This is a genomic window from Streptomyces sp. NPDC014656, assembly GCF_043084305.1.
GTDB lineage: Bacteria > Actinomycetota > Actinomycetes > Streptomycetales > Streptomycetaceae > Streptomyces.
In genome coordinates this window covers 83077-102462 of the sequence record NZ_JBIBZN010000016.1, presented here as the reverse complement: position 1 = coordinate 102462, position 19386 = coordinate 83077, and the positions used below count along the sequence as shown (strand labels likewise).

Genomic DNA, 19386 nt, shown 5'->3' with positions numbered 1-19386 from the left:
GTCGACCAAGTGTCGAGGTCGCAGGAAAATCTTCGTACGACATGTCTGTCGCGGATGTCAGACTCGCGTGCATGATGACCGTCGAAGAGCTGACACAGCAGGTCAGCAGGGGTGAGAAGGTGAAGTGGCTGCACTTCTGGGGCCACCGTCCGGCCCCGGACGGGCGGCTCGCGGCGAGCTGTCTGAGCCAGTGGTGGCCGTCACCCTTCGAAGTGGACGGCGTACGGTACGCCACGGCCGAGCACTGGATGATGGCCGGGAAGGCGCGCCTGTTCGGCGACGCCGAGGCGGAGCGGGCGGCGCTCGCCGCCCCCTCGCCGGCCCAGGCGAAGAACGCCGGGCGGCTGGTCCGCGGCTTCGACGAGACCGTGTGGGCGCGGGAGCGCTCGGGGATCGTGGTGGCCGGCAGCGTCCACAAGTTCGCCTCGGACGAGGGGCTGCGGAGCTATCTGCTGGGCACCGGGACCCGGGTGCTCGTGGAGGCGAGCCCGGTGGACCGCGTCTGGGGCATCGGGCTCGCCGCCGGGGACCCCGGCGCCCACGACCCGGCCCGCTGGCGCGGGCTCAACCTGCTGGGCTTCGCGCTGATGGAGGCCCGGGAGCGGCTGCGCGCGGAAGCGGGCTCAGCGGTCGCCGAGGACCAGGACCGCTGAGGTCGTCGTGACCTCCTGCTCGTTCTCCCGGTACTCGTCGTAGCTCGTCACGGCCCAGACGACGAGGGCGATGACCGCCGCCCCGAGGACCGTGGAGACGATGCCGAGGACGATGCCCGCGGTGGCGACCCCGCCGTTGCTCGCCTCGCCGCGGTTGGCCCGCTTGCGGCCGAGGACGCCGAAGACCAGGGCGAGGACGCCGAGGACGATCGACGGGACGCCGTAGAACCAGAAGAGGCAGGTGCCGATGATGCCGAGCACCATGCCGGCCGTGCCCATGCCGTTGTACTGGCCGGGCATCGGCCCGTACGGCGAGGGGTGGGCCGGCGGGTAGCCGTACGGGCCGGGGCCGGGGGCCGGGTAGCCGTACGCCGGGGGGCCGCCGGCCGGGTAGCCGTAGGAGGGCGGGGGCGTCGGGGCGCCGTAGGCGGACGGACCGCCGGGGGCGACCGGGGGCGGCGGCAGCTCTCCGCCGGCCGGGTCGCCGACGGGTATCGAGGCGACCGTCGGCCGGTCGTGGACCGGCGGATCGGCGGCGGGCCGCTTGCCCAGCTCCACCGGCTCGTCGCGGCGCTCCGGCGGAGCCCACGGGTCGGCGGCCCCGCGGTCCTGCGGGCGCGGGTCTGCGTTCTCGGACAAAGTGGCTCCCCTCCGTGGTCCGGTCATGCTACGGCGTCCCGCCCTCCCCGTCTCCGCCCGGCCTACGATGTCCCGATGACCGACCTCCACCCCTTCATCGCGGGCCTGCCCAAGGCCGAGCTGCACGTCCACCACGTGGGCTCCGCCTCCCCGCGGATCGTCTCCGAGCTGGCCGCCCGGCACCCGGACTCCAAGGTCCCGACCGACCCGGAGGCGCTGGCCGACTACTTCACCTTCACCGACTTCGCGCACTTCATCGACGTGTACCTCTCCGTCGTGGACCTGGTGCGCACCCCCGAGGACGTCCGGCTGCTGACCTTCGAGGTCGCCCGGGACATGGCCCGGCAGAACATCCGCTACGCCGAGCTGACCATCACCCCGTACTCCTCCACCCGCCGCGGCATCGACGAGCGGGCGTTCATGGCGGCGATCGAGGACGCCCGCAAGGCGGCGGAGGCCGAGTTCGGCACCGTGCTGCGCTGGTGCTTCGACATCCCCGGCGAGGCCGGTCTGGAGGCCGCGGAGGAGACCGCGCGGCTGGCCGTCACCGACGGCATCCGCCCCGAGGGCCTGGTCTCCTTCGGCCTCGGCGGTCCGGAGATCGGGGTGCCCCGCCCGCAGTTCAAGCCGTACTTCGACCGGGCCAGGGCGGCCGGGCTCCGCTCGGTGCCGCACGCGGGCGAGACGACCGGGCCGGAGACGGTCTGGGACGCCCTGCGCGACCTGGGCGCCGAGCGCATCGGCCACGGCACCAGCTCCGTCCGGGACCCGGAGCTCCTGGCGCACCTGGCCGAGCACCGGATCGCCCTGGAGGTCTGCCCGACCTCCAACATCGCGACCCGCGCGGTGGCCACCCTCGACGAGCACCCGATCCGGCGGATGGTGGACGCCGGGGTCCTGGTGACCGTCAACAGCGACGACCCGCCGATGTTCGGCAGCGACCTGAACAACGAGTACGCGGTCGCCGCCCGGCTCCTGGAGCTGGACGAGCGCGGCCTCGCCGGCCTCGCGAAGAACGCCGTCGAGGCATCCTTCCTCGACCCGGCCGGCAAGCGGCTGCTGGCCGCCGAGATCGACACGTACACGGAGAACTGGCTGGCGCGCTGAGGCCCCCGAGAATGGGCCCATGCGATCCGTCACTGTCGTAGGACACCGCGGCGACCCGTACCGCGCCCGCGAGAACACCCTGCCCTCGATCGGCTCCGCCTTCGAACGGGGCGCGGACGCGGTCGAGGTCGACGTCCGGCTCACCCGGGACGGGGTGCCCGTGCTGCTGCACGACGACACCCTGAAGCGGCTCTGGGGCCACGACCGGCCGCTCTCCGCGCTCACCCACGAGCAGCTGCGCGAGCTGACGTACGGCGCCGTCCCGACGCTCCGCGACGCGCTGCTCGCGGCCGGGGCGCGCCGGCTGATGCTCGACCTGCCCGGCGGGAACGAGGACTCGGTCCGCAGGATCGTCGGCGCGGTCCGCGAGGCCGGCGCCGGCGAGCGGGTCTACTACTGCGCGGGCGCCGTCGCGATGCTCCAGGTCCGGGCCGCCGACCCGCACGCGGAGATCGCGCTCACCTGGACCTCGCTGGCCCCGCCGCGCCCGGTGCTGCTCGACGCCGTCCGTCCGAAGTGGCTCAACTACCGTTTCGGGCTGGTCGGCCCGGCGCTGACCGAGCGCGTGCACCGGGACGGGCTGCTCGTCTCCGCCTGGACGCCGGACACCCGCAGGAGCATGCGTAGGCTGATCGCGAACGGGGTCGACTCGATCACCACGAACCGGGTCGACGTCCTCGCCTCCGTCCTGCGAAAGGCTCCCTGATGAACGACCGGATCCGGACCGACATCGCCCACAACGCCCGGGTGTGGAACTACTGGCTGGGCGGCAAGGACAACTACCCGGTGGACCGGGCGGTGGGCGACCAGGTCGTCTCCTTCCACCCGGGCATCGGCGAGGTCGCCCGCGCGGACCGGGCGTTCCTCGGCCGGGTGGTCACCGAGCTGGCCGGCGGGGCCGGGGTGCGCCAGTTCCTCGACATCGGCACCGGGCTGCCCACCGCCGACAACACCCACGAGGTGGCGCAGCGGGTCGCGCCGGACGCCCGGATCGTCTACGTCGACAACGACCCGATCGTCCTCACCCACGCCCGCGCGCTGCTCACCAGCTCGCCCGAGGGCGTCACCGAGTACGTCGACGCCGACGCGCACGACCCGGAGAAGATCCTGGCGGCGGCGGGCGAGGTGCTGGACCTGGGGCGCCCGGTGGCGGTGCTGATGCTCGGCATCCTCAACTTCGTCCTGGACACCGGCGAGGCCCGGTCGATCGTGCGGACGCTGATGGACGCGATGCCGTCCGGCAGCCACCTCGTCCTCACCCACCCGACGCTGGAGCCGGAGCTCGGCGGCGATGGCAACGAGGCGGCGATGGCCTTCTGGAACGAGAACGCGACCCCGCCGATCACCGCCCGCACCCGCGAGGAGTTCACCTCCTTCTTCGACGGACTGGAGCTGCTCGCGCCGGGGGTCGTCTCGTGCTCCCGGTGGGGCGCGCCGGAGGCGGCCGCCGTGGCGCAGTTCGGCGCGGTGGGCCGCAAGCCGTAATGCGGATACGGGGGTTGGGGCAGGCCCGGGAGTGGGGGGCGGCGCATCCGGGGGCGGTGGACGCGGGGCTCGCGCTGCTCGTGCAGGCGGCGGTGACGATGCCGTTCGTGGTGCCGCGCCCGCCGGAGCTGGAGCCGGCGACCTGGCCGGCGTACGGGCTGACGGCGCTGACCGTGCTGCCGCTGGTGTGGCGGCGGCGGGCGCCGATGGCGGTGCTGCTCGCGGTGCTCGCCGCGAGCGCGCTGTACCGGCTGGCCGTGGAGGGCCCGGGGCAGCCGCTGCCGTACCAGGGCCTGGTGTGCGTCTACACGATCGCGGTGCTGGCGCCGGCCTGGCAGCGGGCGGTGACGGCGGGGCTGCTGCTGGTCGCGGTGCCGGTCTCGGTGTGGCTCAACACCCGGTCGGTGCGCGAACTCGCCTTCTCGCTCTTCGTGTTCGCCGCCGCCTATGTCCTCGGGCGGCTCACCGACGCCCGGCAGCGGGCCCATCTGGTCGAGGCGGAGCGGGCGGCGGCCCGTGAACGGGCCCGGATCGCGCGGGAGATGCACGACATCCTCTCGCACGCGGTGAGCCTGATGATCGTGCAGGCGGAGGCGGGGCCGGTGGCGGTGCGCAGGGCGCCGGAGCGGGCGGAGGCCGCCTTCGAGGCGATCTCCGCGACCGGGCGGGACGCGATGGACCAGCTGCGGCGGATGCTGGGCGTGCTGCGGGACGAGGACGCGGGCGAGGGGCGCTCCCCCCAGCCGGACCTGGCGGAACTGCCCGCGCTGCTCGACCGGGTGCGGGCCGGCGGGCTCGACGTGCGGTACGAGACCTCCGGCGGGGTGACGGGGCTGCCCGCCCCGCTCTCGGCGACGGCGTACCGGATCGCGCAGGAGGCGCTGACCAACACCGTCCGGCACGCCCGGGCCCGTACCGCCACCGTCCGGATCGACCGGTCCGGCGGCCTGCTCACCGTCGTGGTCCACGACGACGGGCGGGGTCCCCGGACGCCGCCGGGCCGGACGGCGGGCCACGGTCTGGCCGGGATGCGGGAGCGGGCGGCGGCGCACGGCGGTTCGGCGGCCGCGGGCGCCGGACCGGACGGCACCGGGTTCGAGGTGCGGGCGGAACTGCCCGTACCCTCCCCCGCGGAGGTGGGACCGTGGTGATCCGTGTGGTGGTGGCCGACGACCAGGAGCTGGTCCGCAGCGGTTTCGCGCTGATCCTCGACGTCCAGGAGGACATCGAGGTGGTGGCCGAGGCGGCGGACGGGGCGGCGGCCGTGGAGGCGGTGCGGCGCCACCGGCCCGACGTGGCGCTGCTCGACATCCGGATGCCCCGGATGGACGGGATCGAGGCGTGCCGGACGATCGGCGCGGAGAGCTCCTGCCGGACGGTGATGCTGACGACCTTCGACTCGGACGCCCACGTGTACGAGGCGCTGCACGCGGGCGCGAGCGGCTTCCTCCTGAAGGACGTGCGCCGGGACGACCTGGTGCACGCGGTGCGGGTGGTGGCGGCGGGCGACTCGCTCCTGGCGCCCTCGGTGGCGCGCCGGCTGGTGGAGCAGTACACGGCGGGCGGGCCGCGCCGGGCCGCCGGGCCGGACCCCCGGCTCGGCGTGCTGACGGGCCGGGAGCGGGAGACGCTGCTGCTGCTCGCGCGGGGCCTGTCGAACGCGGAGATCGCGGCGGAGCTGGTGGTGAGCGAGCACACGGTGAAGACCCATGTGGGCAACGTGCTGGCGAAGCTGGGGCTGCGGGACCGGATCCAGGCGGTGATCTGCGCCTACGAGACGGGGCTGGTGGCGCCCGCTCCTCCCCCGCGCGGGGGAGCCGCGGGCCGCTGACCCTCCCCCGCTCCGGCGAGGACCGGGCGGGCGGGACCGCCGGTGCGGGCGATCCGCCCGAGGGGGCCGGTCCGGAAGGCTGTGGGCATCGGGAACGACCGTCCACAGCCGAGGAGTCCGATCATGTACGAGCCCACGAAGAGGACCGCCCGCGCCCTGCTCGCCGCCGCCCTGGTCCTGGGCGTCGCGGCGGGCCCGGCCGCCCTCTCCCCCGCCTTCGCGGCGACGGCCCCGGCCGCCGCGACGACGTCCCCCGACCTGTCCTCGGTGATCGCGGGGCTGCCGCGCGCCGACGCGACGGCGGCCCTGGTCCGGGTCGGCGGCACCGAGGGCGCCTGGGCGGGGAGCGCGGGCGTGCGCGACCTGGAGTCGGGGGCGGCGGCCGATCCGGGGGGCCGCTTCCGGGCCGGTTCGGTGACGAAGGTCTTCACGGCGGCGACGGTGCTCCAGCTCGCCGCGGAGGGCCGGATCGACCTGGACCGCACGGCCCGTTCGTACCTGCCGGAGCTGATCCCGGGCCGGTACGCGACGGTGACGGTCCGTCAGCTGCTGAACCACACGCACGGCATCCCGGCGGCGGACTTCCCCGGGACGACGGTGGAGGAGTGGTACGAGAACCGCTTCAACGTCCACGAGCCCGAGGAGCTGGTCCGCTCGGCGACGGCGAAGCCCCGCGAGTTCCGGCCGGGGACCCGGCAGCACTACCTGAACATCGGCTACACGATCGCGGGCCTGCTGGTCGAGCGGGTCACCGGGGACTCCTTCGAGCACCAGGTGGAGCGGCGGGTGCTGCGCCCGCTCGGGCTGCGGGACACCTATCTGCCGGGGCGCGGGGCGGAGATCCGGGGTTCGTACAACCACGGCTACCAGCTGATGCGGCTGGACGACGGGACGACCGGGCTGCGGGACGTGTCGGTGTGGCGGGCGACGGACGGCTGGGCGGCCGGCGACCTGGTCTCGACCACGGCGGACCTGGAGCGCTTCACCCGGGCGCTGTTCGCGGGCCGGGTGGTGCGCGGTCCGCTCCTGGAGGAGATGTTCACCCTGCCGGAGGTGGCGGACTTCTCGACCGGGGCCCCGGCGGCGTACTCGGCGGGGCTGTCGATGAAGCGGCTGGGCGGGCGCGAGGTGTGGGGCAAGACCGGTGGCCGCTGGGGCTACAACGCGGCCGTCGCCTCGACCCGCCACGGGGAGCGGACCCTGGTCTACAGCGTCAACTCCACCGACGCCAAGGGCCGGGACATGAACCGCACGGCCATGGAGATCATGCTGGCGACGTACGGACCGCCGTCGGAATGACCCGCTGCGCCGCCTCCAGCCGCTTGATGAGCCGGCGGACGTGGAGCAGCGGGAGGATGCCGAAGACCCCGAAGGACATGTCGATGACCGACCACCAGAAGGGGATGTCCCGGATCGGTCCGCAGATCAGGGCGAGCGGGATGACGCCGACGCAGGCGATCATGCCGAACTCGACGACCCAGACGTTGCGGACCGGGTCGCGGTAGGGGCCGTGGAAGGCGACGGCGATGACGAGGTGGGCGAAGGCCAGCCAGTCGGTGCCGTAGAGGAGGTACGGGGCCTCGGCCCCGGCCGCCTCGACCCCGCCGGCGACCTTGTGAATCCACTCCGCGAGCCCGGGCAGGGCCTCGGCGACGGGGGCCGCCCAGCCGGTCAGCGAGGAGTCGAGCCAGCGGAGTTCGGTGACGAGCGGGAAGGCGGTGGCCCCGCTCAGGACGAGGCAGACGACGAAGAGGATCAGCCAGGCGCGGATGCGCGCGAGAAGGGCTCTCGGCCCGTTCGAGTCGCTCATGGGGCCAACGTACACCCCTCTTGAACGCGTTCAGAAACGAGGGCCGGTCCGCGCCGGGCGGCTGCTCACAGGCCGACGATCCCGTTCCAGCGCGCGGCCATGTCCTTGCGCTCGGAGGCGGTGATGTCGCGGGGGATGGAGAGCCGGCTCCGCATCTCCCGGTCCGGGAAGATCAGCGGGTCCTCGGCGAGCGCGGCCAGTTCCTCGTCGCCGGAGTCGGCGAGGACGGCCTGGGCGGCGGGGACGGGGCAGACGTAGTTGACCCAGGCGGCGAGTTCGGCGGCGACCTCGGGCTCGTAGTAGTAGTCGACGAGCTTCTCGGCGTTGGCCTTGTGCCGGGCGAGGTTGGGGATCATCAGCGACTCGGCCCACAGCTCGCCGCCCTCCTCGGGGACGACGAACTCGATGTCGGGGTTGTCGGCCTGGAGCTGGATGACGTCGCCGGAGTACGCCTGGCAGGCCAGCACGTCGCCGCTCGCCAGGTCCTTGATGTAGTCGTTGCCGGTGAAGCGGCGGATGTGCTTCGCGGCGACCAGCTTCTCGACCTGGTCGCAGACGGCGTCGAAGTCGTCCCGGGTCCAGCGGGTGACGTCGGCGCCGTTGCCCTGCATGAGCAGGGAGAAGGACTCGTCGAGGCCGGACAGGAGGGTGACCTTGCCGCGCAGGTCGGCGTCCCACAGCTGGTGGGTGGAGCGCAGCTCCCGGCCGAGCGCGCGCCGGTTGTAGGCGATGCCGGTGATGCCGGACTGCCAGGGCACGGAGTGGAGCCGCCCGGGGTCGAAGGCGGGCCGGAGCAGCTGCGGGTCGAGGTGGCCGGCGACGTTCGTCTGGGCGGCGCGGTCCATCTTCTGGACCCAGCCGAGGCGGACGAAGCGGGCGGCCATCCAGTCGCTGACGACGATGAGGTCGCGGTCGACGGCCTGGCCGTTCATCAGGGCCGGGCCGATCTTCCCGAAGAACTCGTCGTTGTCGTTGATCTCCTCGGTGTAGCGGACGGCGATCCCGGTGCGCTCCCGGAAGGCGTCGAGGCTGGGGCGCCTGCCGGGATCGTCGTCGTCGGTGTCGATGTAGAGCGGCCAGTTGGCGAAGGTGACGCTCCGCTCGCGGGCGGACAGGTCGCGTCCGGCCCGCCGGTCCTCGGCGACGTGGGCGGGCCTCACGCCGCAGGCGGCGAGGAGGCCGGCGGCTCCGGCGGCGCCGAGACCCCGCAGGAGGGACCGGCGGGGCATGGTGTTCCTGGCTGTCGCTCTCACCCGCGAAGCATCGCTTCCGGCCGTGAGCTGCCGCAATGGACGCTCCGTCGAGCGGCACGGCCCGGCCCCGACACCTTGTCGATCATCGGATCGACGGGCGCCGGGGCCGGGCCGTACGCGGTGCTACCGGGCGGTTCAGCCCAGCGAGGTCATCACGTGCTTGATGCGCGTGTAGTCCTCGAAGCCGTACGCGGAGAGGTCCTTGCCGTAGCCGGACTTCTTGAAGCCGCCGTGCGGCATCTCGGCGACCAGCGGGATGTGGGTGTTGATCCACACGCAGCCGAAGTCGAGGGACTTGGACATGCGCATGGCGCGCTGGTGGTCCTTGGTCCAGACGGAGGAGGCCAGGGCGTACTCGACGCCGTTGGCGTACTCCAGGGCCTGGGCCTCGTCGGCGAAGGACTGGACGGTGATGACCGGGCCGAAGACCTCGTTCTGGACGATCTCGTCGTCCTGGTTGAGGCCGGAGACGACGGTCGGGGCGTAGAAGTAGCCCTTGTCGCCGACGCGGTGGCCGCCGGCCTCGACCTTGGCGTGGGCCGGGAGGCGGTCGATGAAGCCGGCGACCTGCTTCAGCTGGTTGGCGTTGTTCAGCGGGCCGTAGAGCACGTCCTCGTCGTCCGGCTGGCCGGTCTTCGTCTCGGCGGCGGCCTTGGCGAGGGCGGCGACGAACTCGTCGTGGATGGACTCGTGGACGAGCACGCGGGTGGCCGCGGTGCAGTCCTGGCCGGCGTTGAAGAAGCCGGCCATGGAGATGTCCTCGACGGCCTTGTCGATGTCGGTGTCCTCGAAGACGACGACCGGGGCCTTGCCGCCCAGCTCCAGGTGGACGCGCTTGACGTCCTTGGCCGCCGACTCGGCGACCTGCATGCCGGCCCGGACGGAGCCGGTGATGGAGGCCATCGCCGGGGTCGGGTGCTCGACCATCGCGCGGCCGGTCTCGCGGTCGCCGCAGAGGACGTTGAAGACGCCCTTGGGGACGATCGAGCCGATGATCTCGGCCATCAGGACGGTGGAGGCGGGGGTGGTGTCCGAGGGCTTGAGGACGACCGTGTTGCCCGCGGCGAGGGCCGGGGCGAACTTCCACACGGCCATCATCATCGGGTAGTTCCACGGCGCGACCTGCGCGCAGACGCCGACCGGCTCGCGGCGGATGATGGAGGTCATGCCCTCCATGTACTCGCCGGCCGAGCGGCCTTCGAGCAGACGGGCGGCGCCCGCGAAGAAGCGGATCTGGTCCACCATCGGCGGGACCTCCTCGCTCGCGACGAGGGCGGTCGGCTTGCCGGTGTTCAGGACCTCGGCGGCGATGAGCTCCTCGGCGCGCTCCTCGAACGCGTCGGCGATCTTGAGGAGCACCTTCTGGCGCTCGGACGGCGTGGTGTCGCGCCAGGCGGGGAAGGCGGCCGCGGCGGCCTCCATGGCGGCGTCGACGTCGGCCTGGCCGGAGAGCGGGGAGGTCGCGTACACCTCGCCGGTGGCCGGGTTGATCACCTCGATGGTGCGGCCGTCGGCCGCGTCGCGGAACTCTCCGTCGATGTAGTTGCGCAGCCGGCGCAGCTCGGTGGTCACTTGCCACCCCTCCTGTCACGTTCTGTTCCGCACGGCCTTGTGCGGGCGTCCCGATGGGTGAGACACCTCAGCCTACTTGTTCGGCTGACGCTTTCAACAGCCCCGAGCCCCCTCGACTTCGGATTCAGTGAGATACGAGCCCTCGAACAACGAATTACATCGCTCCGGGGTTGCATCACTGCGCATCTCGGTGCACAGTGAGGACGTGGCCAGTCGAAGCGCAGACTCCAGAACCGGAACCGGTTCGTCCCCGACGATCGATGCCGTCTCCCTGGCGATCATCGAGCAGCTCCAGCAGGACGGCCGCCGTCCCTACGCCGCCATCGGCAAGGCCGTCGGCCTCTCCGAAGCGGCCGTGCGGCAGCGCGTCCAGAAGCTCCTCGACCAGGGCGTCATGCAGATCGTCGCCGTCACCGACCCGCTCACCGTGGGCCTCAGGCGGCAGGCGATGGTCGGGATCCACGTCGAAGGCGACCTGGATCCGGTCGCGGAAGCGCTGACCGACATGCCCGAATGCGAGTACGTGGTGATGACCGCGGGCTCCTTCGACCTGATGGTGGAGATCGTCTGCGAGGACGACGACCACCTTCTGGAAGTCATCAACAAGCGGATCCGCACGCTCCCCGGCGTGCGCTCCACCGAGAGCTTCGTTTACCTGAAGCTCAAGAAGCAGACCTATATGTGGGGAACCCGATAACCGTGACCCAGTCCCGCAGCGACCTGTCAAAGTCCGCCTACGACCACCTGTGGATGCACTTCACCCGCATGTCGTCGTACGAGAACAGCCCCGTCCCCACCATCGTCCGCGGTGAGGGCACCTACATCTTCGACGACAAGGGCAAGCGCTACCTCGACGGCCTCGCCGGCCTCTTCGTGGTCAACGCCGGACACGGCCGCCAGGAGCTGGCCGAGGTCGCGTACAAGCAGGCCCAGGAGCTCGCCTTCTTCCCGGTGTGGTCCTACGCCCACCCGAAGGCCGTCGAGCTCGCCGAGCGCCTCGCGGACTACGCCCCGGGCGACCTCAACAAGGTCTTCTTCACCACCGGTGGCGGCGAGGCCGTCGAGACCGCCTGGAAGCTCGCCAAGCAGTACTTCAAGCTGCAGGGCAAGCACACCAAGTACAAGGTCATCTCGCGTGCGGTCGCCTACCACGGCACCCCGCAGGGCGCCCTGTCCATCACCGGCCTGCCGGCCCTGAAGGCCCCCTTCGAGCCGCTGGTCCCCGGCGCGCACAAGGTGCCGAACACCAACATCTACCGCGCCCCGATCCACGGCGACGACCCCGAGGCCTTCGGCCGCTGGGCCGCCGACCAGATCGAGCAGCAGATCCTCTTCGAGGGCCCCGACACCGTCGCGGCCGTCTTCCTGGAGCCGGTGCAGAACGCCGGCGGCTGCTTCCCGCCGCCGCCCGGCTACTTCCAGCGCGTCCGCGAGATCTGCGACCAGTACGACGTGCTCCTCGTCTCGGACGAGACGATCTGCGCCTTCGGCCGCCTCGGCACGATGTTCGCCTGTGACAAGTTCGGCTACGTGCCCGACATGATCACCTGCGCCAAGGGCATGACCTCGGGCTACTCCCCGATCGGCGCCTGCATCATCTCGGACCGCATCGCGGAGCCGTTCTACAAGGGCGACAACACCTTCCTGCACGGCTACACCTTCGGTGGCCACCCGGTGTCCTCGGCGGTCGCGATCGCCAACCTGGACATCTTCGACAAGGAAGGCCTCAACCAGCACGTCCTCGACCAGGAGGGCAACTTCTTCGACACCCTGAAGAAGCTGCACGACCTCCCGATCGTCGGCGACGTCCGCGGCAACGGCTTCTTCTACGGCATCGAGCTCGTCAAGGACAAGGCCACCAAGGAGTCCTTCAACGACGAGGAGGTGGAGCGCGTCCTGTACGGCTTCCTCTCCAAGGCGCTGTACGACGCCGGCCTGTACTGCCGCGCCGACGACCGCGGCGACCCGGTCATCCAGCTGGCCCCGCCGCTCATCGCCGACCAGGGCACCTTCGACGAGATCGAGGGCATCCTGCGGTCGGTGCTGACCGAGGCGTGGACCAAGCTCTAAGGGTCCCCCGCCCCCGAGGCCCCCGGCCTCCGGGGCGCCCCCGGCACCACGCCGCCCTCACGGCGTGACCCACGGCCCGGGCGTGCCGCCATCCGAGTGGATGGCGGCGGCCCGGGCCGCGTGCCGTCCGTACAAACGGATCCGAATACTTACGGTGCCCAGTGACCGACAGGCCCGGCCCTCGTTCCCCCGGACGGGGGAACGCAAGAATCGGATCCGACATCGAGGTGTACGCGATGGCCCCACCGGACAACGACGTGCTCTGGGCGCGTTCCCTGCACTGCTCCCTGGGCGGCACGGAGGCCCTCAGCGGCGTCTCCGTCGGCGTCCGCGAGGGCGAGATCCTCGCCGTGACCGGCCCCCGCGGCAGCGGCAAGACCACCCTCCTGCGCTGCCTCTCCGGCGAGCTCCCCGCCCAGAAGGGCGAGGTCTGGTTCAACAGCGCGCCCGTCCACACCCTGCCCCCCGCCGGCCGCGAACGGCTCCGCCGCGAACGCTTCGGCTGGATCGGCCCCGAGCCCGGACTCGTCCCCGAGCTGACCGCCTGGGAGAACGCCGCCCTGCCGCTGCTGCTGCGCGGGATCCCCCACAAGGCCGCGCGAACCACCGCCGTCGAATGGCTCGACCGCCTCGACATCGGCGCCTGCGCCCGCCTCCGCCCGCACGCCCTCACCCACGCGCAGCGCCAGCGCACCGCCATCGCCCGCGCCCTCGCCGCCGCCCCCTCGGTCCTCTTCGCCGACGAACCCACCGCCGCCCTGCACCGGGCCGACGGCGCGCAGGTGCTCCGCACCCTCACCGCCGCCGCCCGCTCGCACGGCATCACCGTGCTCCTCGCCACCCACGACGGCGAGGTGGCGGCACTCGCCGACCGCACGGTCACCCTGCTCGACGGACGCCGGGCCGGCAGCGTGCCGCCCGCCACGGGGGCGGAGGGCGTCGCCGCGTGCTCGCTCTCCGTCTAGTCCGCGGCTCCCACCCGCTCGTCCAGCTGCGGCGGCTCCTCGTCGCCGCGGCCTCCGCCGGCGTGGGCTTCCTGCTGCTGTGCACCCTCGGCTACGCCGCCGGCCACCCCGAGCACTCCGCCGCCTCCGTGCTGCGGCTGCTGTGGTGCGCGCTGCCGATCGCCGCCACCGTCCAGTTCGCCGTCGCCGTCGCCCGCACCGACCCGGCCACCCGGCCCCGCCCCGGGCTCTCCGCCATCGGCCTCGGCCCGGCCAGGCTCACCGCCATCGCCGCCGCCTCCACCGCGGTCGCCTGCACCCTGGGCTCCGCGGTCGCCCTCCTGGTCTACCTGCACCTGCGCGGCGACCTCACCGGCCTCCCCTTCGACGGCGCCGCCGCCGGGCTCCTCGCCGCCGACCGGCCGCTGCCGCTGGCCGCCGCCCTCACCCTGCTCGCGGTCGTGCCGGTCGCCGGCGCCACCGCCGCCGGCCTCGCCCTGCGCCCCCGCACCGGCACCCCCGCCCCCGAGGGCGCCGCCCGGCCCGTGCCGAACGGCCTGCCGTGGGGCGTCGCGCTCATCGCCGCCGGCCTCGCCGTGGAGACGTACGCGGGACGCGGCGGCGGCGCGGGCGTCGCCCTGCCCGGCCGCTTCGACGGCTCCCCCGGCGGCGTCCTCGCCGGCTGGATCCTCACCGCCGCCGGCCTCGCGCTGGCCGGCCCCGGCCTCACCCACCTGTGCGGCCGGCTCCTCCAGACCGCCCGCCCCGGAGCCGTGCGCCTCCTCGCGGGACGGGTCCTCATGGACGAGTCCACCCGCGTCGGCCGCCCCCTCGGCGTGGTCTGCGCGGTCCTCTCCGGCACCCTCGCCGCCGCCACCGTGTACGGCGCCGGGGACGGCGGCACCGCCTTCGGACCGCTCACCGGCCTCGGCGCCGGCGTCGTCCTCGCCTGCACCACGGCGACCCTGCTCACCGCCGCCCTGGAGTCCCGCCAGTGCCGGGCCCACACCACCGAGGCGCTGGCCCGGCTCGGCGCCCCGCCGACCGTGCTGCGCACCGCCGCCCTGCTGCGGGCCGGGGCGCTGCTCGCCGTCTTCCTCCCCCTCACCTGGCTGATCGGCGAGCTGGCGGCCCTGCCGCTGACCGCCTGACCGGGCCCGCTCCGGGCGGCGGAAAAGCGGGAGCCCGGTCGCCACGGGCCGCCTATCGTGGGCCCATGGCGACGCCCCCACCCCCGCCCCGCCCGCACCGGGACGGGCGCGCGGTCCACGAGATCCACACCCTGGACGAGTTCGACGCCTCGCTCTCCCGGCCCGGCGGCCTCGTCGGGCACCGGATCCAGTCCGTCGACCTCACCGGCCGCACCTTCGCCCTGCTCTCCCTCTCCACCGCCGGTGCCGTCTTCCTCGGCTGCCCGATGGAACCGGAGGCGGCGGTCAAGGTGCGGGCCGACGGCGCCCTGGTCTTCCCGCCCGTCCCCGGCCTCCCCTTCGACCCGTACCGCAACCGGCTCTACACCCCCGACGAGCTGTACGAGGGCGTGACCGGGCCCGGCGGCTACCCGGAGACCCCCGACGCGCTCTCCTACGCCTGGTTCGGCGCCACCCGCGCCGACGGCGACGTCTTCTCCTCCATGCTCCGCTCGCTCCACGACGACGCCGTCGGCGACGCCCCGACGAACACCTCGCGGGCCGGCGGGTCGTCGGCGTGATGGGCGGCCACGCGATGGACCGGGGCACCGGGGCGTACGCGGGCGCGGCCCGCCTCGGCCGCACCCTCGCCCGCGCCGGGTACGCGGTGGCGACCGGCGGCGGCCCCGGCGCGATGGAGGCGGCGAACCTCGGCGCGTACACCGCCCCCTTCGACGGCCCGGCCCTCGACGACGCCCTCGCCCTCCTCGCGAAGGCCCCGTCCTTCACGCCCTCGGTGACCGAGTGGGCCCGCGCGGCCTTCGCCGTGCGGACGCTGCTGCCCGGCGGGGGCGACTCGATCGGCATCCCCACCTGGTTCTACGGCCACGAACCGCCCAACGCCTTCGCCGGGCACATCGCCAAGTACTTCGCCAACGCGCTCCGGGAGGACGGCCTGCTGGCCCGCTCCACCGCGGGCGTCGTCTTCCTCCCCGGCGCCGCCGGCACCGTCCAGGAGATCTTCGGCAACGCCACCCCGAACTACTACGGTTCCCTCGGCGCCCCCACCCCCATGGTCCTCGTCGACCGCGCCCACTGGACCACCCGCCTGCCCGCCTGGCCCCTCCTGGAGACCCTCGCCGCCGGCCGCCCGATGGCCGCCCGCATCGCCCTGGTCGACTCCGTCGACGAGGCCCCGGCGGCGCTGGCCCGGCTGGGAGCCGCGTAGGTGGACGTCCTCGTGTGCGCGGGCTGCGGCATGGAACTGTCGGTCCCGGTGGAGCGGGTGGCGCTGCCGGCGGAGGCCCACGCCACAGGCCACCACGAGTGGATGCCCGCGCTCATGGAGCCGGGGACCTACGCCGTCGACCCCGACCCGTGGGGACGGCCCCGGCGGCACCGGGAGGAGACCGGCGCGTCCGAGGCCGCGGCCCCCGGGGTGTACGCGCCGCTGTGGGCCCCCGCCACCGGCCCCCGGAACGTGCTCGTCCTCTCCCCGGGCGACACCCGCGGCACCCGGCTGCTGCCCGAGCGGTCCGGCGACTCCTGTCTCGGCATCGTCGCCGGTGACGAACCCAGCCTGCTGTGCGCCCGCTGCGGCCTCGGCGTCGGCTTCCGCGAGGACGACTGCGGGGTCTGGCAGACGGTCCGGTACGACCCCGGCGCCGTCGTCCGGCGGTCCCTCGGCGTCCCTCCGCCGGCCGCCCCGGTCCGGCCGCTGCCGCCGGTCGACCCGGAGGGCCACTGGGACGTGCGGTGGACCGCCGTGGCCGGAACCGCGCTCGCCCGGCTGCTGGCCGCCTCCGGCGGCCGGGCCCTGCTCCTCCCCGCCGGCCTGCCGACCGTGATGTTCGGCCGGGCCGTCGAGCGGCTGCTCCCGGCCGGGCCGCCCTTCCTGACCGTCGGCCCGGCCGGCCCCGGCCTGTCCCGGACGGACGCCGACATCGTCCTCGTCCCCGCCGACCGAAGGACCGGAGAGCCCTGGCGGCCGCCCGGGGACGCGGTCGCCGTCCCGCTCCCCGCATCCGTCTGGGCCTACCTGACGGGCCCCGGGGAGACCTCGCCGACGCCGGTGTCCGGGACGCTGCCGCCCCAGGTCGTCCGCGACGACTACCCCCACCCGGAGCGCCCCGGGCACCCCTTCCACCCCGACCGCCGCACGCTCCGCAGGACCCTCGCCCGGATGCCCGAGGTCCGGCAGCCGTGGCTCCGCGCCCTCTACGACCGGCTCTGACCGTCCCCGTCCAGCACCACCACGTCCTCCGCACGGAAGGCCACCGTCACCTCCGCGCCCTCCTCCGGCACCTCGCCCAGCGGGAACTCCGCCTCCAGCGGCGGCCCGTCCGCCGGGCGCAGCACGACCGTCACGTGATGGCCCCGGAAGGTGCGGGACGCGACCCGGCAGGCCAGGCCCTCCCCGGCGGGGGCCACCCGGACCCCGGCCGGCCGCACCAACAGCGTCCGCTCCCCCGACGGCGCACCCGCCGGCACCGGGATCCGGCCCCACACGCTCTCGGCCGCCGTCCCGGACACCGTCGCCGGGACGACGTTCTCGAAGCCCAGGAAGCGGGCCACGAACTCCGAGCCCGGCCGCTGCCACACCTCCACCGGCGTGCCCGACCGCACGATCCGCCCGTCCCGCATGACCACCACCCGGTCCGCGAGCGCGAACGCCTCCCCCTGGTCGTGGGTGACCGCCAGGACCGTCGTCCCGAGCCGCCCGAACAGCGCCCGCAGCTCCACCACGAGCCGCTCCCGCAGCCCCCGGTCCAGCTGCCCCAGCGGCTCGTCCAGCATCAGCAGCCGGGGCCGGGGCGCCAGCGCCCTCGCCAGCGCCACCCGCTGCTGCTCGCCGCCGGACAGCGAGGCGACCGCGCGCCGGCCCGCGCCCGGCAGTCCGACCAGGTCGAGCAGCTCCTCGACCCGCGCGGCCCGCTCGTCCTTCGGCACGCCGCGCATCCGCGGCCCGAAGGCCACGTTCCCCGCGACGTCCTGCTGCGGGAAGAGCTGGTGGTCCTGGAACATCAGGCCCACCCCCCGCCGGTGCACCGGCACCCCCGCCTGGTCGGCGCCGCCGAGCAGCACCCGGCCCGCGTCCAGCGCCTGGAGCCCGGCGACCGTCCGCAGCAGCGTCGACTTGCCGGAGCCGCTCGGCCCCAGCACGCACACGGTCTCGTGCTCGGCGACCGCCAGGTCCACCGCGTCGAGGACCGCCCGCGCCCCGAACCGTACGGTCGCTCCCTCAAGGGTCAGCATCAGAACTCCCCGGTGGTCCGGTCGGTCCGCAGCCGTTCGAGCAGCAGCAGGGACACCGCGCACACCACCATCAGAATCGTCGACAGGGCCATCGCCTGCCCGTAGTTGAGCTCGCCCGGCCGGCCCAGCAGCCGCGCCACCGCCACCGGCAGCGTCGGGCTGTCGGGCCGGGCGATGAAGACCGTCGCGCCGAACTCGCCCAGCGACACCGCGAAGGCGAACCCGGCCGCGATCAGCAGCGCCCGCCGCACCAGCGGCAGGTCCACCTCCCGCCAGGCCCGCCACGGCGACGCGCCGAGCACCGCCGCCGCCTCCCGCAGCCGCTGGTCCACCGCCCGCAGCACCGGCAGCATCGTCCGGACCACGAAGGGCACGCCGACCAGCGCCTGCGCGAGCGGTACGAGGATCCAGCTGGCCCGCAGGTCGAACGGCGGCTCGTCCAGCGTGATCAGGAAACCGAAGCCGACCGTCACCGCCGACACCCCGAGCGGCAGCATCAGCAGCGCGTCGAAGCCCCGCACGAGCCGCCCGGCCCGCCGCGTGAGCGCCGCCGCCGCGAGCCCGCCGACCACCACCGCCACGGCCGTGGCCGCGACCGCGTACCGCAGCGAGTTCCCCACCGCCTCCAGCGGCGGCACCAGGAAGGTCCCGGCCTCGTCGAGCGAGCCGAGCGCCCGGTAGTAGCGCAGCCCGTACCCCTCCGGCGTGGCGAAGGAACGCTCCACCAGCACCCCGAGCGGCAGCAGGATCAGCACCGCCACCGAGGCCAGCACCCCGCCGAGCAGCGCCCACTGGCCGGCACCGCGCGGCCGGCGCGCGGTCAGCTCCGGGGAGACCAGCCGCAGCGCCGTCTCCCGGCGCCGCACCGTCCGGGCGTGCACGGCGAGGATCGCGCCGACCGCCACGAACTGCGTCAGCGTCAGCACGGCGGCCGTCCGCAGGTCGAGCAGCCGGGCCGTCTGCCGGTAGATCTCCGCCTCCAGCGTCGTGTACGCGTCCCCGCCGAGGATCTGCACGACGCCGAACGAGGTGAACGTGAAGAGGAAGACCATCAGCGCCGCCGCCGACACCGCCGGCACCAGCGCGGGCAGCGTCACCGCCCGCCAGGCCCGCCACCGGGACGCGCCGAGCACCCGCGCCGCCTCCTCCTGGCGCGGGTCGAGCTGGGCCCACAGCCCGCCGACGGTCCGGACGACGACCGCGTAGTTGAAGAAGACGTGCGCGAGGAGGATCGCCCACACGGAGGTGTCGAGCCGCAGCCCCCACAGCTCGTCGGTGAAGCCGCCCCGGCCCACCAGGGCCAGGAAGGCGGTGCCGACGAGCACCGTGGGCAGCACGAACGGCACGGTCACGACCGCCCGCAGCACGCCCTTGCCGGGGAAGTCGAAGCGGGCGAAGACGTACGCCCCCGGCAGCGCCACCAGCAGCGTGAGACCGGTGGAGGCGGCCGCCTGCCACACGGTGAAGCCGAGCACGTCGAGGATGTCGGAGCGCCCCAGGGTCGTCCCGATCGCGCCGAGGTCCCAGGCGCCGTCGGGCCGCAGCCCGCGCTCGACGATCGAGACCACGGGCCAGGCGAAGAAGAACGCGAAGAACGCGACGGGCAGGGCCATCAGCCCCAGCCGCGCCGCGCTCCC

18 protein-coding genes and 1 pseudogene are annotated in these 19386 nt (G+C 74.1%); 13 read left to right on the top strand and 6 right to left on the bottom strand.

The annotated features are described in order from the left end of the window. Window positions 1-71: 71 nt before the first annotated feature. Window positions 72-653 carry an NADAR family protein gene (locus ACF1ED_RS30185; protein ID WP_391765773.1) on the top strand — a complete coding sequence of 194 codons (582 nt, stop codon included), beginning with the start codon at window positions 72-74 and terminating at the stop codon, window positions 651-653. Here ACF1ED_RS30185 and ACF1ED_RS30180 read toward each other — a convergent pair. Next, window positions 624-1292, bottom strand: coding sequence for a DUF4190 domain-containing protein (locus ACF1ED_RS30180; protein ID WP_391765771.1), 669 nt, complete (start codon window positions 1290-1292; stop codon window positions 624-626). The genes ACF1ED_RS30185 and ACF1ED_RS30180 overlap by 30 nt on opposite strands. A 75-nt stretch (window positions 1293-1367) precedes the next feature. Between ACF1ED_RS30180 and ACF1ED_RS30175 the strand changes: the two genes are divergently transcribed. From ACF1ED_RS30175 to ACF1ED_RS30150, 6 genes are all read left to right on the top strand, one after another. Next, entirely contained in the window at window positions 1368-2399 is a 1032-nt protein-coding gene (locus ACF1ED_RS30175; protein WP_391765769.1) for an adenosine deaminase, read from the top strand. A gap of 19 nt (window positions 2400-2418) precedes the next feature. Continuing rightward, window positions 2419-3105 carry a glycerophosphodiester phosphodiesterase gene (locus ACF1ED_RS30170; RefSeq protein WP_391765767.1) on the top strand — a complete coding sequence of 229 codons (687 nt, stop codon included), beginning with the start codon at window positions 2419-2421 and terminating at the stop codon, window positions 3103-3105. Further along, window positions 3105-3884 (top strand): SAM-dependent methyltransferase, encoded by a 780-nt coding sequence (locus ACF1ED_RS30165; RefSeq protein WP_391765765.1) that lies wholly within the window; start codon window positions 3105-3107, stop codon window positions 3882-3884. Before ACF1ED_RS30170 ends, ACF1ED_RS30165 begins: the two co-directional genes overlap by 1 nt. Next, window positions 3884-5035: a sensor histidine kinase gene (locus ACF1ED_RS30160; protein ID WP_391765763.1), complete on the top strand. Its 1152-nt coding sequence runs from the start codon at window positions 3884-3886 to the stop codon at window positions 5033-5035. The genes ACF1ED_RS30165 and ACF1ED_RS30160 overlap by 1 nt, the downstream gene beginning before the upstream one ends. Then, entirely contained in the window at window positions 5029-5715 is a 687-nt protein-coding gene (locus tag ACF1ED_RS30155; protein ID WP_391765761.1) for a response regulator, read from the top strand. The genes ACF1ED_RS30160 and ACF1ED_RS30155 overlap by 7 nt, the downstream gene beginning before the upstream one ends. A gap of 123 nt (window positions 5716-5838) precedes the next feature. Next, complete coding sequence (locus ACF1ED_RS30150) at window positions 5839-7014, top strand: serine hydrolase domain-containing protein (protein ID WP_391765759.1); 1176 nt, start codon at window positions 5839-5841, stop codon at window positions 7012-7014. Here the strand turns inward: ACF1ED_RS30150 and ACF1ED_RS30145 are convergent. The 3 genes from ACF1ED_RS30145 to ACF1ED_RS30135 all read right to left on the bottom strand — a co-directional run bounded on the left by ACF1ED_RS30145 (window position 6980) and on the right by ACF1ED_RS30135 (window position 10350). After that, window positions 6980-7525 carry a hypothetical protein gene (locus ACF1ED_RS30145; RefSeq protein WP_391765757.1) on the bottom strand — a complete coding sequence of 182 codons (546 nt, stop codon included), beginning with the start codon at window positions 7523-7525 and terminating at the stop codon, window positions 6980-6982. The genes ACF1ED_RS30150 and ACF1ED_RS30145 overlap by 35 nt on opposite strands. Window positions 7526-7590: 65 nt before the next feature. After that, complete coding sequence (locus tag ACF1ED_RS30140) at window positions 7591-8754, bottom strand: spermidine/putrescine ABC transporter substrate-binding protein (protein WP_391765755.1); 1164 nt, start codon at window positions 8752-8754, stop codon at window positions 7591-7593. A gap of 159 nt (window positions 8755-8913) precedes the next feature. Further along, window positions 8914-10350 (bottom strand): gamma-aminobutyraldehyde dehydrogenase, encoded by a 1437-nt coding sequence (locus ACF1ED_RS30135; protein WP_391765753.1) that lies wholly within the window; start codon window positions 10348-10350, stop codon window positions 8914-8916. Window positions 10351-10555: 205 nt separating this feature from the next. Between ACF1ED_RS30135 and ACF1ED_RS30130 the strand changes: the two genes are divergently transcribed. The 6 genes and pseudogenes from ACF1ED_RS30130 to ACF1ED_RS30105 all read left to right on the top strand — a co-directional run bounded on the left by ACF1ED_RS30130 (window position 10556) and on the right by ACF1ED_RS30105 (window position 16727). After that, window positions 10556-11047 carry an Lrp/AsnC family transcriptional regulator gene (locus tag ACF1ED_RS30130; protein WP_391765751.1) on the top strand — a complete coding sequence of 164 codons (492 nt, stop codon included), beginning with the start codon at window positions 10556-10558 and terminating at the stop codon, window positions 11045-11047. Then, the gene (locus tag ACF1ED_RS30125; protein ID WP_391765749.1) at window positions 11032-12420 is read left to right on the top strand and encodes an aspartate aminotransferase family protein; all 1389 of its coding nucleotides are present in this window, start codon (window positions 11032-11034) and stop codon (window positions 12418-12420) included. Before ACF1ED_RS30130 ends, ACF1ED_RS30125 begins: the two co-directional genes overlap by 16 nt. A gap of 236 nt (window positions 12421-12656) precedes the next feature. Continuing rightward, window positions 12657-13385: an ABC transporter ATP-binding protein gene (locus tag ACF1ED_RS30120; RefSeq protein WP_391765747.1), complete on the top strand. Its 729-nt coding sequence runs from the start codon at window positions 12657-12659 to the stop codon at window positions 13383-13385. Next, a complete protein-coding gene (locus ACF1ED_RS30115; protein ID WP_391765745.1) occupies window positions 13367-14515 on the top strand; it encodes a hypothetical protein in 1149 nt (382 codons plus the stop codon). Before ACF1ED_RS30120 ends, ACF1ED_RS30115 begins: the two co-directional genes overlap by 19 nt. Window positions 14516-14580: 65 nt before the next feature. Then, window positions 14581-15722: pseudogene (locus tag ACF1ED_RS30110) on the top strand (LOG family protein). Continuing rightward, on the top strand, window positions 15723-16727 hold the full coding sequence (locus tag ACF1ED_RS30105) for a hypothetical protein (protein WP_391765743.1): 1005 nt from the start codon (window positions 15723-15725) through the stop codon (window positions 16725-16727). Here ACF1ED_RS30105 and ACF1ED_RS30100 read toward each other — a convergent pair. After that, the gene (locus ACF1ED_RS30100) at window positions 16712-17749 is read right to left on the bottom strand and encodes an ABC transporter ATP-binding protein (protein WP_391765741.1); all 1038 of its coding nucleotides are present in this window, start codon (window positions 17747-17749) and stop codon (window positions 16712-16714) included. The genes ACF1ED_RS30105 and ACF1ED_RS30100 overlap by 16 nt on opposite strands. Beyond that, the gene (locus ACF1ED_RS30095) at window positions 17749-19362 is read right to left on the bottom strand and encodes an ABC transporter permease (protein ID WP_391765900.1); all 1614 of its coding nucleotides are present in this window, start codon (window positions 19360-19362) and stop codon (window positions 17749-17751) included. Before ACF1ED_RS30095 ends, ACF1ED_RS30100 begins: the two co-directional genes overlap by 1 nt. Window positions 19363-19386 lie beyond the last annotated feature (24 nt).